At 61.4% G+C, this 12928-nt stretch carries 11 protein-coding genes; 4 read left to right on the forward strand and 7 right to left on the reverse strand.

Annotated features, from left to right (window positions below; genetic code table 11):
• Window positions 1-33 precede the first annotated feature (33 nt).
• Both JNJ66_05630 and JNJ66_05635 read right to left on the reverse strand, forming a co-directional pair.
• Window positions 34-327, reverse strand: a complete 294-nt coding sequence (locus JNJ66_05630) for a winged helix-turn-helix transcriptional regulator (GenBank protein MBL8159917.1) — start codon at window positions 325-327, stop codon at window positions 34-36.
• A 247-nt stretch (window positions 328-574) separates the two neighbouring features.
• On the reverse strand, window positions 575-1228 hold the full coding sequence (locus tag JNJ66_05635; GenBank protein ID MBL8159918.1) for a hypothetical protein: 654 nt from the start codon (window positions 1226-1228) through the stop codon (window positions 575-577).
• 106 nt (window positions 1229-1334) lie between these two features.
• On the opposite strand from JNJ66_05635, the gene priA reads away from it, so the two are divergent.
• The 3 genes from priA (at window position 1335) to JNJ66_05650 (ending at window position 4860) form a co-directional block, all read left to right on the forward strand.
• Window positions 1335-3266 (forward strand): primosomal protein N', encoded by a 1932-nt coding sequence (gene priA, locus JNJ66_05640; GenBank protein ID MBL8159919.1) that lies wholly within the window; start codon window positions 1335-1337, stop codon window positions 3264-3266.
• Window positions 3267-3354: 88 nt separating this feature from the next.
• Window positions 3355-3930, forward strand: a complete 576-nt coding sequence (def, locus tag JNJ66_05645; protein MBL8159920.1) for a peptide deformylase — start codon at window positions 3355-3357, stop codon at window positions 3928-3930.
• A 9-nt stretch (window positions 3931-3939) separates the two neighbouring features.
• Window positions 3940-4860: a methionyl-tRNA formyltransferase gene (locus JNJ66_05650; GenBank protein MBL8159921.1), complete on the forward strand. Its 921-nt coding sequence runs from the start codon at window positions 3940-3942 to the stop codon at window positions 4858-4860.
• 58 nt (window positions 4861-4918) lie between these two features.
• Here JNJ66_05650 and JNJ66_05655 read toward each other — a convergent pair whose 3' ends face one another.
• Window positions 4919-5263 carry a hypothetical protein gene (locus JNJ66_05655; protein MBL8159922.1) on the reverse strand — a complete coding sequence of 115 codons (345 nt, stop codon included), beginning with the start codon at window positions 5261-5263 and terminating at the stop codon, window positions 4919-4921.
• An 88-nt stretch (window positions 5264-5351) separates the two neighbouring features.
• Window positions 5352-7376, reverse strand: a complete 2025-nt coding sequence (locus JNJ66_05660) for a hypothetical protein (GenBank protein MBL8159923.1) — start codon at window positions 7374-7376, stop codon at window positions 5352-5354.
• A gap of 564 nt (window positions 7377-7940) precedes the next feature.
• On the opposite strand from JNJ66_05660, the gene JNJ66_05665 reads away from it, so the two are divergent.
• Entirely contained in the window at window positions 7941-9038 is a 1098-nt protein-coding gene (locus JNJ66_05665) for a hypothetical protein (GenBank protein MBL8159924.1), read from the forward strand.
• Between the two features lie 146 nt (window positions 9039-9184).
• Here JNJ66_05665 and JNJ66_05670 read toward each other — a convergent pair whose 3' ends face one another.
• The 3 genes from JNJ66_05670 to JNJ66_05680 all read right to left on the reverse strand — a co-directional run bounded on the left by JNJ66_05670 (window position 9185) and on the right by JNJ66_05680 (window position 12899).
• Window positions 9185-10969, reverse strand: coding sequence for a translation initiation factor IF-2 (locus JNJ66_05670; protein ID MBL8159925.1), 1785 nt, complete (start codon window positions 10967-10969; stop codon window positions 9185-9187).
• Window positions 10970-11086: 117 nt separating this feature from the next.
• On the reverse strand, window positions 11087-12148 hold the full coding sequence (locus JNJ66_05675) for a S1 RNA-binding domain-containing protein (protein MBL8159926.1): 1062 nt from the start codon (window positions 12146-12148) through the stop codon (window positions 11087-11089).
• 163 nt (window positions 12149-12311) lie between these two features.
• On the reverse strand, window positions 12312-12899 hold the full coding sequence (locus tag JNJ66_05680) for a hypothetical protein (protein MBL8159927.1): 588 nt from the start codon (window positions 12897-12899) through the stop codon (window positions 12312-12314).
• Between the last annotated feature and the right edge of the window lie 29 nt (window positions 12900-12928).

Here is a 12928-nt window from a genome sequence, read left to right on the forward strand (position 1 = left end):
TGGGCTGCCGCGGAGGCAAAGAAAAACGGGCGCCTACGCTGCCCGTTTCGTCTTTTTCTGAGACATCTGCTGGCTTTTGAGCACGATGCTCTGCAGCTCCTTGAAGATCGGGAAATGACGGTTCGTCGAGTAGATCTTTGTGTTGGCCTGCCGCTCACTCAGCAGGAAACCGGCTTTCTCCAAACGTTTGAGTTCGCGCTGGATGTTGCCCGGATCCTCCTTGATAAGTTTGGCAAGCCCGCGGACATGCGTCTTAAAATCCGGGTATTTCGCGTACACCACTACGATCTTGCGACGGACGCGCGAGGTAATGAAAACGTCCAACATGCTATTTGCCTCCCTTCTGCTGGCACTATCCTGCTACCGGCTGCTTGGCGCCGGCCGGAATTAGCTTTTTATGTATCAGTTCTCCGCCCCGTCTGCCCTAGTACCGTCTGGGTGGCCACTGTGCGGACGCTAGCTGCCGGTATCAGGGGGCGTTGCTAATTATTCTACATTCTTTCCGCCCGCTCCGCAACCGCTCTCCCGCTTAAAATCGTATGAAAACCTGGATTGCAGTGTCCGTAGAGCGGCCCTAGCGCCAATACAGGACGTTGTGATTGATCATGTCCACGACCGCTGCGTGGCCAGGCAGGACATTCTCATCATAGTAATGGTCGGTGTCCAGATAATTACTGGTAACGCTCAGGCAGACGATCTCATCGCTCAGTATATGCATCCGGTCCACCGCCCCAACTGATGCCAGTACCGTCGCCACCACCAGCTTCTCCAGCCGTACCGGCCGGAAAAAGCGCACAGCCGCCTCGATTATCGTTTCCGACTTGATACCGTCCGCCACCAGGATGACCGTCTGATGCCGCACCAGGTCGCGCTCCACGTAGCCGCCGTCACTCAGCAGCCGGTTCAGCTGCTGGAAGGACAGCCGTTGCTCTTCTTCGAGCGAGCCATGGAACTCGCTGTAATACTCGTCGCGTTGCCCCTCGGACATGCCCGGGTTATACGACAGTTCGCCGACATGGTTGAGCGTGCCGAAGGTCAGGCTCTCGCCCGGCACCTCGATATTTTCAAGCGCCATCAGCAATAGCGTCGCGTGCAGCTCGGCGGCAATCTCACGGGCTACCAGCACTGACGGCTCACTGATAGCCACCACGACCACGTTCTCATAGCGATACTTCGCCAAACGGTCCGCCAATTGCTGACCAGCGGCCATCCGGTTCGTAAAATACATACAGCCCCAGTATAGTCACGACCCGTGCCGGGCAGCAAGCCGCCGGCAGCGTGATATAGACATCACCCGGAACCCGCCGGGAGCATTAGCCTATAATGAGACCATCATGCAGTACTACGAAGTCGCTCCGACGCGCATCATCCGAGCCACCACCAGCGTCCTCACCTACCATAGTGAGTCGGCGCTTGCAGTCGGCACTATCGTCCGGGTCGGTGTCGGCTCGGCCGAATGCCTGGCCGTAGTCTGGCGCAAAGTAGCCCGTCCGGCCTACGACACCAAGCCGGTGCTGGCTGTCATCGAGCCGACACCGCTGCCCGCGGCCCTGCTCAAAACCGCCAGCTGGATGGCGGATTATTATAGTGTTCACCTGGCAACCGTCCTGCAGACCATGCTGCCCGCCGGCTTGGATAAGAACCGCCGTGCCCTTAAAAACCAGCGCGCCACCCCTGTGAGAAAAAGAACAAACTTTGTGCTCAACGACGGACAGCAAGCCGCATTGCAGGCCCTGCTTGCGGCTGGCGGGCGTACCGCCATGCTTCACGGCATCACCGGCAGCGGCAAGACGGCCGTCTACATCGAGCTGACCCGCCACCTGCTGGAGCAGAACCTGTCAGTCATCGTACTGACACCGGAAATCTCGCTCACCCCCCAGCTGGTCGCAGAGTTCACCGCCCATTTTCCAGACGTCATCACCACCCACTCGCAGATGAAGGAGACCGAGCGCCATCAAGCCTGGCGCCATGTACTGCATGCCGAGCGGCCGCAGGTCATCATCGGCCCGCGTTCCGCCCTGTTCATGCCGGTCGCCCGGCTTGGCGCCGTCATCATCGATGAATGCCACGAGCCTTCCTACAAACAGGAGCAGCAGCCGCGCTACCAGACCGCCCGCGCCGCCAAGGTACTGACCATGGCAGCGCACGCCACCCTGCTGCTGGGCAGCGCCACGCCCAGCGTCCACGAGTATTACCTGGCCCGCCAGCACGGCACCATCATCACCTTGGATGTCCGGGCCAAAGCCGTCCACACGCCGTCCATCACCGTCATCAATGCCACCCGCCGCGACCAGTTCACCCGCAATCCGGTGCTGGCGACGCCGCTTATCACCGCCATGCAGGAACACATCGCCGGCGGCCGCCAGGCACTGCTGTTCCATAACCGCCGCGGCACGGCCGGCTCGACGCTCTGTGAAGGCTGCGGCTGGCACGCCCAGTGCCAGGATTGTCACCTGCCCCTCACCCTGCACGCCGACGCCGCCCGCCTCATCTGCCACCTCTGCGGCGCGACCCAGACCATCCCACCCTGCTGTCCCGAGTGCCGCCGCGCCGACATCGTTTTCAAAGGCATCGGCACCAAGCGCATTGAAAGCGAAGTGAGCAAGCTGTTTCCACGGGCCCGCATCGCCCGCTTCGACGCCGACGCCACAAAGGGCGAGCAGCTGCACGAGCAATACCAGGCCATCTACGACGGTGACGTCGACATCATCATCGGCACTCAACTGCTTGCCAAAGGCCTCGACCTGCCCCGCCTCGGCCTAGTCGGCATCGTCAGCGCCGATACCGGCCTGCTGATGCCCGATTACGGCGCCCGCGAACGCACCTTCCAGCTCATCGCCCAGGCCTCCGGCCGCGTCGGCCGCCAGGACCATGCTACAGACGTCTTCGTTCAGACCTTCAATCCCGATGAATTGGCCATCGCCTGCGGCACCACCGAGGATTACGCCCGCTTCTACGAGGACGAGATCAGCCAGCGCCGCGCCGGCCACTACCCGCCCTTCAGTTATCTGCTCAAAGCCGTCTGCAGCTACAAGACCGAAGCCGGCGCCGTCCGCGCCAGCCGCGATCTGGCCCGCTCCCTGCGCCGCGACCACCCCGACGTCACCGTCATCGGCCCCACCCCCGCCTTTTATGAACGGCTGCGCGGCCTCTACCGCTGGCAGGTCATCGTCCGCAGTGCCAGGCGCGACAGTCTGCAGCGCATTGCCGCCGCCATGCCCAAAGCCTGGCAGGTCGAGCTCGATCCGCACAGCCTGCTCAGCTAAACGCCATGCACTTAGGTTAGCCCGCCGCGCCTTCATCTGTTATAATTGCTTGCTGTAGAACACTGAAGTTATTTTGATTACTACGAATATGGCCACAAAAGACGCAATCATCACCCTCCCCCATCCCCACCTGCGCGAACGCTCACGCAAAGTGAAGTCCATCAGCGACGGCATCCGCCAGCTGGTCGCCGACATGGAAGCCGCCACCCTCGATTGGGAAGCCAGCCGCAAGCACGAGCTGGGCGTGGCGCTGGCCGCCGTCCAGATCGACCGCCTGGAACGCGTAGTGGTCGTCCGCAACGACTTCGACAACAAGGACGACCGCACCTTCCTGGCCCTCATCAACCCCGAGGTCATCCAAACCAGCGGCAAACCCGAACTCGACCACGAGGGCTGCCTCAGCGTCCGCGACGTCTACGGCCTCGTCCCGCGCTACCCGGCCATCAAGGTCAAGGCTCTCAGCCTGGACGGCCAGGAGATCCGCGTCAAAGCCGAGGGCTTCCTTGCCCGCGTCCTCCAGCATGAGATCGACCACACCAACGGCATCCTGTTCGTCGACCATGTCCGCGGCCAGGACGGCTTCTTCCACCTCGACAAGAACGGCCACCTCGAACCAGTGCCACTCGAAACCGTCAAGCAGTCCGGCATCCTGTCCGAGGAGTAATCACAAGCGATGTCCATGCACACCACCATCCCGATTGTTTTCTTTGGCACGGGCCCGGTCGCGGCCGCCTCACTGGAACGTCTCCATGGCAGCTTCACCATCGAAGCCGTCGTCACCAAGCCTAACCCGCCGCATCACAAGCACGCCGCGCCGGTCATCGAGGTCGCCCGGCAACACGGCCTGCCCCTGCTGCTGGCCGCCAACAAAGCCGAGCTCGACACCCTGATTGCCGCCCAGCGCTTCACCAGCCGCGTCGCCGTCCTGATCGACTATGGCATCATCGTCAGCCAGGCCGTCATCGACACCTTCCCGGCCGGCATCGTCAACAGCCACTTCTCGCTGCTGCCCCAGTGGCGCGGCGCCGACCCCATCACCTTCGCCATCCTCTCGGGGCAGGCCCAGACCGGCGTCAGCCTGATGTTGCTCGTCCAAAAGATGGATGAAGGACCGCTGTTGGCCCGCATGACCTACGACCTGCCTGCCACCATCACCACCCCCGAACTGACCGATACGCTCGTCGCCATCAGCGCCAGTCTCCTGCGCGACAGCCTGCCGCAATACCTGGCCGGCGACCTCACACCGCAACCCCAGGGCACCGATGGCGTATCCTACTCCCGCAAGCTCAGCAAAACCGACGGCCTGCTCGATGCCGCCAAGCCCGCCATCACCCTCGAGCGCGAAGTCCGCGCCTTCATCGGCTGGCCCGGCAGCCGTCTGCAGCTTTTCGGCCGCGACGCCACCGTCACCCGGGCGCATGCCGCCCACTATCCGCCCGAGCCCGACCATCAGCCCGGCGATATCAGTGTCTCCGACGACCGCACCTGCATCATCCTGCACACCAGCGATGGCCAGCTCATCATCGAGCGCCTCAAGCCCGCCGGCAAAAAAGAAATGGACGCCGCAGATTTTCTGCGCGGCGTCCGCATCTGAAGAATTTAATGAAATGTTCGCCCGGCCTCGCCGGCCCGGGCGTATTTAATGAAACGTTCTAGTTCGTCATGCCAAGAATAGCATTGCTATTGCGCTGGATCTCGCCCTTCAGCGCCTCCATCTCGTTTGCCACCACGTCCTTATAGTCAGGACGGTTGGCCTCCAGCCAGGCCAGTGCCTGCTGCTGCTTCTCTACCTGCACTTCCGGTGTGTCCTCCGGGGATGGTGTCAGCTTCTCAAACTCCGTCAGCTGCTCTTCGCTCAGTCCCTCCGACAGTTTGGTGCCCACCCGCAGTTCCAGCGTCTCCAATACATGCCCCAAAAAAGCCTGTTTCTGATCATCCGGCAATCCACCTAGGCCCAGGTCGTTTAAGAAATTCTCGTCAAGTTGGAATGGTTGCATGGTGTGCCTCGTTTAGCTACTGGTATTGTAACACAAACAAAAGCGGCTTCATTGAGCCGCTTCTGCCATCCGTCGCCAGATGATTACATTAACTTTTGGTTGCGTGCTTGTAGAGAATCTGCAAAGCTTCCTTCGGCAGCTTGCCGCCTTCAGGATAGCGCAGACCCCAGTTGCCACGGCTTTCGTCCCAGTAGGCATACCCCTGGTCCCGGAGTTCAGGACCAGCGTCCTGCAGTACCTGGGCGTACTGGCTGTGGTCGATACCGATATCGCCCATCAGCTCGTAGAAGCCCATGCCACGGTCAACGGTGTAGCTCGACAGTTCAGGCATCCTGAGCCTGTCGCCGCCATCGGTGCCAGTGCCTTCGCCGCCAGTACCGCCGTCGGCACCAGTATCAACATCCGTGTCAACGCCGGTGTCGGCATCAATCTCTGTCGAGTCGACAGCCGAGCTGATCTCAGGCGCCGCGTCGTGGCCAGAATCAATGTAGTCTTCCAGCTGATCAGGGGTGGTGCCGCCAGGCTGGTTTTCAGGGTTTGGCAGGCTGTCCATGTTGCTGTAGTTGTTGCCGCTGACCTCGCCCGGGGTAGAGTCATGGCCAAGGCCGCCAGGCAGGTTGAACTCAGTGTCAGGACCGCGTGAAGGTACGGCCTCATCGCCCAGCGGGGCGCTGTCGCCAGGAGCAGGAATGACGCGCGGAGCTTCTTCGGGTGGGCGCACCGGAATGTCGTTCCAGGCATCGGCGGCCGTCGTAAGAGAGTAGCCGATACCAAAGCCCAGGGCGGCCACGCCGACAGACTTGATGGCGGACTTGCGGCGCTTTGAACGCTCGTCATAGAGACTGGTGTCGTAGTGCTCGCGACCGACAAAGGCAGCTTCGGACAGGACGGTATCGAAGTCGGCGTTAGCGGTCGTGGCTTCGTGGTTCTCCTGCAGCCGCTTGTCAAAGGCGCCGCCATCTTCCACGACAGCCAAGGTGTTACCCTCGCGGGCGTCACGGATGGCAAAGCCACGGCCGGCACGAAGCGCAAAGCCCGTGGCGGCAGCTGCGGCCGTCACCAGACCCAGGCCGGCGAACACGGCGGTGGTCGCACCGATGGCGCCACCAAAGATCACGCCCTTGGCACCCTTGACGACGGCACCGTGCCAGCCATCGTGCTCCTTGCTGCTGAACAGCTGGCCGTTGATCATGTACTGCACGACGGCAGAACCCAGGATGCGGTTCAGCCGGGTATCCTTGATCTGTTCGTTGGTATCAATCTGCAGGTCGCGCTCGCTGCGCAGGGCGTAAGCAAGGGCGAACTGGCGGTCGCTTTCAGCGGTCAGCTCGGCCTGACGGGCCGGGTCGTCATCGGTGATCGGGTTTTCGGTGCGGAAAATTTCCAGTTCACGGTGGCCAAGCGCTATCATAGCGGCTTCGTATTCGTAGCGGGCGGTTGCCATTTCCTGGCGCTTCGAGCGGCTCATACGCGTGCGCAGGCTGGAGGCGTGCTTGGCGCCCAGGGCGGCCAGCTTGTCGCGGGCAATCTCGTAATCGATGTGGGCATTCTTGAATTCATCGGATTCGCGAAGGGCGTTGGCGGCTTCGGTGCGGGCGTTGCGGTCGTGTGTTTCGTTGTCGGCAATGGCGCGGTCAAGCATCGTGTCGTCGACGACGTCGGCTTCAAAGCGGTTCACTTCTCGGTTGAGAAGTTCGCGGCCAGTGATGGTTTCCATATCAAGGATGGCTGCGTTCGGGTCCTGGCCGGGCCGGACATGCTCTTGTGGCAGGTTCCAGGTGGCATCGCTCATCCTGTCGACGGAAAACTCGCGCAGGACAGCCTTGTAGCCGTCACGGCTTGGATCGTCATCGGCGATGCCGTTATTGGTAAGGTATTCGTCAAGATGGCCGTCGAACTCTGCATAGGCATTATTGCGAGCATCGCGGACTGCTTTGAAATCCATCGCATCGATATCTTTGACGGCTTCATGAACGCGGCTGTGCTGCTCAACGCGAAGGGTATCAACACTATCGGGGCGCAAAAAGTCAAAGTACTTAGGGTCGTACTTTGCCTCGGCAGTATTAGCGGCTGCCTGTGAGGGATCTGTATTCAAGGTATTGGGATTCGTCATAGTAGTAGACTTCTTGTATAGTGCTTTGCTTTTTGCTTTTTTGTAATTGATTACGTTTTACGCTCTTATTTATAGCACACATGCTTAATATTGTCAATATATAAAAGAATATGCTTGACTTTTTTCAAATAATGTAGTATATTTATAACATTACCTTAATAGATTCACTATCGTGTCTCTTTAAGGCGGTCATTCACAACGGTATTATGAGACTGTGCAAGCGCAGTTCCAGCACAGCGACAAGGGTGGGCCTTACCGTTATTCGACTCCCCTTCTCGCTGTGTTTGAGCCTTATCGCTCTCACAGCACTCTCCCTACATTCAAGCATTACACACTTCACATTCAGTTTTCTCACTTCTGCTCCAGCACGTAGTGCCGAGATTATGCCAGGCTTTTTGCTTTATTGACCATATATATGTACACCCGCCCGTACATGTTGATAAAGGCCGGCATAATCTCGGCGCTTACTGCAGTAGCGCTGAGGGGTTGCGGCGACCGCCGCTTCTCCAGAGTCCGAGCAATCGGACAGACCGCGTCTACGGACGCAGGATGTGAGACACTACCATGTCGCTTCTCGACCAGCTCGGTGTGACCGCTGACGACGCCCTGGACGCCACCGAGGTCGAGCGCATCAAGCTCCTCCTCAAGAAGGTCCAGGCTCAGGCGGTTCAGATCGCCAAGTCGGACGACACCGGCATGACCATCAGCTACCTCTCGCTGTACGAGGTCCTCCTGAAGATCGTGCGCGAGAAGCTCCCGCTCCACCAGGTGCGGGCGCTGCTCTCGGAGTACGAGCGGACGGGCGAGCTCAACCTGCTGTCGGCTTCGGTCGGCGGCAGCAGAGGTGAATCCATCGCGATCAGCGTCCCCGACGGGGACACGGTCGACCCGACGGAGCGTGCGGCCATCATCCGCACCATCCGTTCGATCGTCGCCCTGCTGAGCGGGGTGGCGGAGAAGAACACCTCGGGTGACACCGAGGCGCTCGTCAAGGCCGTGGAGGCTGGGGTGACCCAGATCCTCGGCAGCATGACGCCGGTGCAGGCCCGCCAGTACGTCGCGCGGCTGCGTGACGGACAGGCCGGTTCCCTGCTCGGTGACAGTGATGCCGACCAGAAGCCTGCGAAGGCTCTGGGCGGTGGTGGTGGCGCCAACGAGCAGACGCTGGAGAAGTTCGAGTCGCTCGCGACTTCGGACGCCAAGGCGGCTGCGCAGGTTCTCGAGGTTCTCGAGGAGCTGCTGGGCGTGAGTGACGCCAAGCGGCGGAACGCGATCGCCGAGGTTCTCGGCAACATCGTGTTCCAGCCGGCGAGCGCCGACTGGGCGGTCGTTCCCAACGACCCCAAGCTGGGCGGCAACGCCAACCTGAAGGCGGTCGTGGATCTCCGTACCGAGCTCGAGAGGGAGCGGGCGGAGGTCAAGCGGCTGACGATGGAGCTCGACGCCGAGAAGAAGAAGCCCGCTGCCGGTACCCCGGTTGGCGGAACCCTCTTCGACCCGGCCAAGCACGTCGAGAAGGCCCAGGCCTGCCCGAAGTCCGACGTGAAGACCCAGATCGCGGCCATCCGCAAGGCGGTCGCGAACATCAAGGGCTCCTTCCTCAAGGGCAAGGACGAGGCCGTCGACGCCGTCGACGCCGCCGCGACCGCGCTCAACGTGTGATGCAGTAGGGGGGCCCGGGTGGGCCGTGATCGCGAAAGCGAGAGCGGCCCCCCCGGCAAACCTGGTTCTCTTCCCTGTCTCATACCGAATACTTATATCGAAGCGCCCCGGCTAAACCGGGGCGTTCTGCTTTTATGTGCCGGGGTTTATTTGCCGGACAGCGTGCGCTTGCGCAGCTCGCGGGTGAAGAATTCGAGGCGGTCGCCGATTTCAATCTGGAGCTTGCCCTGCGTCTTGAGGTTGAGGCCGCAGAGATCGCCCTGGAAGACTTCGCGGGCGTCCTGCTTGTTGCGCTGGACGTTGACCACGCTGACCTCGGCCAGCTGGCTGCCGCCACGGATGACGCGGGCCAGGGTCTTTGGGACGGCTTTGCCTTCGGTGACTTCACCGCCGACGACGGCTTCTTCCTTGGTGATTTTGAAGACACCCTTGATCTCGAGGGAGCCGACCTCGGTTTCGACTACCTCTGGGGCCAGCAGGTCTTCGAGGCTGGTGCGGGCATCGTCGAGGAGTTCATAGATGACGCGGTAGAGGCGGACCTCGACCTTTTCGCGGGCGGCGACCTTCTTGACGGCCGGTGGCAGCTGGACGTTGAAGCCATAGATGACGGCGCCGGAGCCGGCGGCGCGGCGGACGTCGTTTTCGGAGATATGGCCGACGCCGGAGGAGACGATGCGGATGACGGCGTCCTTCTGCTCGATGAGGCGCAGGCTGTCGAGGACGGAGGTCAGTGAGCCCTGGACGTCGGCGCGGACAATGGCGTTAAGGACGACGGTCTCGGCCTGGCGGTTCATCATGCCAAGCAGGTCGGTGCTGGAGAGGCTGGAAGTGACGGATTCGCGGGCGTCGGCGGCGTTGGCGGCGGCGCGCAGGCGGGCTTCTTTTTCGTTCTTGACGACATCGAAGCGGTCACCGAACTGCGGCAGCTCCTTGAAGCCGGTGACGATGGCTGGCGTGGAGGGGCCGGCTTCCTTCAGGGGGCGGCCGGCGTAGTCTTCGAGGGTGCGGATCTTGCCGTAGGCCTTACCGGCGACCAGGTAGGCACCGCTCCTCAGGATGCCGTGCTCTACCAGCAGGCGGACGACGGAGCCGCGGCCCAGGACGGTATTGCTCTCGATGACGAGGCCTTCGGCGGGGCCGTCGGTCTCGGCTTTGAGTTCTTCGAGGTCGGCGACGAGGAGGACGAGGTCAAGGAGGCGATCGATGTTCTGGCCAGTTTTTGCGCTGACTTCGACCATGACGGTGTCACCGCCCCACTCTTCGGTCTGGAGACCGTGCTCGGCGAGCTCGGCTTTGACGCGGGGGATGTCGGCGGTCTCTTTGTCGACCTTGGTGATGGCGACGACCATCTTGGCATGGGCGGCCTGGGCGAACTTGATGGCTTCGACGGTCTGGGGCTTGACGCCGTCATCGGCAGCCACGACGATGATGACGACATCGGTCAGGGCGGCGCCGTGCTGGCGCAGGGCCGAGAAGGCCTCGTGACCCGGCGTATCAAGCAAGGTGATGGCCCGGTTCTTGCGGATGGCCTGATAGGCGCTGATGTGCTGGGTGATGCCACCGGCTTCGCCGCTGACGACCTTCAGGTCGAGGATGGCGTCGAGCAGGCTGGTCTTGCCGTGGTCGACATGGCCCATGACGGCGACGATGGGCGGGCGGTCGCTGGCGTTCTCGCTCTTGGCGCGCTGGGCGGAAGCGCGGGCGGCCAGGACGCTTTCGGCCTCTTTTTTCTGCAGGGTGACGCCGAGGCTGAGCTCTTCGGTGATGATCTGGGCAGTCTCGAAATCGATCCGCTGGTTGACAGTGGCCATGATGCCGTTCTTGAAGAGCTCACCGATCAGCTTGGTGACCGGCAGATTAAGCTGGGTGGCCAGTTCGCCTACGGTAATCATCTCCGGGATGACCAGGGTCCTGTTGTTTGCATCGGCCATGGGGCGCTCCTTTGTCCTTTAGGGGTTCTTGTTGGGGCGGCCGGCGCCGGTAGGTGGGCGGCCGCGAGTCCAGAGGTGATGCGAGCGGGGTCTCCCCCGCTCTGTATCACCTTTCGACTATTTCTTGAGGCTCAGGGAAATCTTGCGATTGTCCTTGTCGATATCAAGAATGGTGAAGGTCTTCTTCTCGCCGAGCTTGAAGAGTTTCTCCGGGTCGACGCTCTCGCCACTGGTACCGAGTTCGGTGACGTGGACCAGGGCCTCGACGGCCGGGCTCAGCTGGACAAAGGCGCCGAACGGCGTGATGCGGGTCACGGTGCCTTCGGCGGCGTCACCACGCTTGAACTGTTCGACTTCCTTAGCCCAAGGATCCTCGGTCAGCTGCTTGATGCTGAGGCTGAGGCGTTCCTTGTCGATCGAGATGATCTTGGCTTCGACGCTGTCGCCGACGCGGACGTAGTCGGCCGGGTTGTTGACGCGCTCCCAGCTAATCTCACTGATGTGGATCAGGCCTTCGATACCGTCGACGTTGACGAAGGCACCAAAGTCGACCACGCCGGTGACGACACCGCGGACTACGTCGCCAGGACCGAGCTTCTCGAAGCGCTCTGCCAGGCCTTCCTTGATGGCTTCCTTCTCGCTGAAGATCAGCTTGTTGGCCTTGCGGTCAGCGTCAAGAATCCTGACGCGCAGCGGCTTGTTGACGATGGCGTTGAGGCGCTGCAGGATCTCGTCCTTGTCAGCACCGCCGACGCGCGGGTAGTGCTCGGCACTCAGCTGGCTGACCGGCATGAAGCCGCGGATGCCTTCGAGTTCGATGAGCAGACCGCCACGGTTGGCGTCGTAGGCTGTGACCTCGATGGTCTCGCTGGCGTCAAACATGCGCTTGACTTCGTCCCAGCCGCGGTCCTTGGCGGCCTTGCGCAGGCTCAGCAGCGCGTAACCGTCTTCCATGTCGGCGTCGACGACGCTGGCCACGACAGGCTGGCCCGGCTCGAGTGCCTTGCCAAAACCGATCTCGCGGCGCGGCACCAGGCCGATACCGTAACCGCCCAAGTCGAGCCAAACTTCGTTCTTCTTGACGGAGAGAACTTTGGCTTCGACGACCTCACCAGGGGTGAGAGTGGATGTTTCTGCCTGGGCGAGCAGTTCATCCATAGTGATGTGTTGCTTTGTCATTATAAGGTAATGACTCCTTCCAAAAAGTATTTTCTCCCAGTCATCGTTCACAGCTGCAACAGCCGGGCTATACGTTTATGGCGCATAGGAAAAATGGGCCTCGGAGATTACTTCTTATTATGCCTCACTAACAGATATAAGTAAAGTCTGGCGATGGATGCGGCTAGACAAGTGCGGCACGGCGCAGAGCGCCGCGGCTCTGGCGCCAACGGACAATGCCGAAGCCTACCAGGGTCAGGCCGCTGGCAGCCAGGGCGATGTCGGTGACAGGTCCGGTACTGGGGACGGCTGACGGAGCAGCTGGCGCAGCCGGGCCGGTGCTGGGAACGGCGGATTGCGGGCGGGCTGGCTGGTTCTGGGCCTGTTGCTGGGCTTGCTGCTGGCGGGCTTCCTCGGCGCGACGGGCCTCCTCTGCCCTGCGGGCTTCTTCTGCCTTTCTGGCTTCTTCCGCTTTGCGCGCCTCTTCGGCCTTGCGGGCTTCTTCGGCTTTTCTTGCTTCTTCGGCTTTCCTGGCCTCTTCGGCCTGGCGGCGGGCGTCTGCGGCGGCATCGCCCTGCTGGTTGTTATTCTGCTCGTTGGTGCGTGTGTCGTTCTGGGCGGCAGCCGGGCGGTCGGCCTGGCCGTTCAGCTGGGCAAGCTGTTCATTGCGCTGCTTAAAGAAAAACAGGCCACCGATCAACAGGCCGATCAGCAGAAGGCCGACGACCGAATAGACGATGAACCTGCGGGGGCTATTACCTCTGTCTTCCATAGTGCCAATACAATACCACTCTTTTTACA

This window comes from Candidatus Saccharibacteria bacterium, assembly GCA_016789455.1.
Classification (GTDB): Bacteria; Patescibacteriota; Saccharimonadia; order Saccharimonadales; family Saccharimonadaceae; genus CAIJKY01.

What these genes read in the sequence shown, in the direction of transcription:
- JNJ66_05630 (MBL8159917.1), bottom strand. Translation starts at nt 327, where the DNA reads ATGTTGGACGTTTTCATTACCTCGCGCGTCCGTCGCAAGATCGTAGTG.
- JNJ66_05635 (MBL8159918.1), bottom strand. Translation starts at nt 1,228, where the DNA reads ATGTATTTTACGAACCGGATGGCCGCTGGTCAGCAATTGGCGGACCGT.
- priA (MBL8159919.1), top strand. Translation starts at nt 1,335, where the DNA reads ATGCAGTACTACGAAGTCGCTCCGACGCGCATCATCCGAGCCACCACC.
- def (MBL8159920.1), top strand. Translation starts at nt 3,355, where the DNA reads ATGGCCACAAAAGACGCAATCATCACCCTCCCCCATCCCCACCTGCGC.
- JNJ66_05650 (MBL8159921.1), top strand. Translation starts at nt 3,940, where the DNA reads ATGTCCATGCACACCACCATCCCGATTGTTTTCTTTGGCACGGGCCCG.
- JNJ66_05655 (MBL8159922.1), bottom strand. Translation starts at nt 5,263, where the DNA reads ATGCAACCATTCCAACTTGACGAGAATTTCTTAAACGACCTGGGCCTA.
- JNJ66_05660 (MBL8159923.1), bottom strand. Translation starts at nt 7,376, where the DNA reads ATGACGAATCCCAATACCTTGAATACAGATCCCTCACAGGCAGCCGCT.
- JNJ66_05665 (MBL8159924.1), top strand. Translation starts at nt 7,941, where the DNA reads ATGTCGCTTCTCGACCAGCTCGGTGTGACCGCTGACGACGCCCTGGAC.
- JNJ66_05670 (MBL8159925.1), bottom strand. Translation starts at nt 10,969, where the DNA reads ATGGCCGATGCAAACAACAGGACCCTGGTCATCCCGGAGATGATTACC.
- JNJ66_05675 (MBL8159926.1), bottom strand. Translation starts at nt 12,148, where the DNA reads ATGACAAAGCAACACATCACTATGGATGAACTGCTCGCCCAGGCAGAA.
- JNJ66_05680 (MBL8159927.1), bottom strand. Translation starts at nt 12,899, where the DNA reads ATGGAAGACAGAGGTAATAGCCCCCGCAGGTTCATCGTCTATTCGGTC.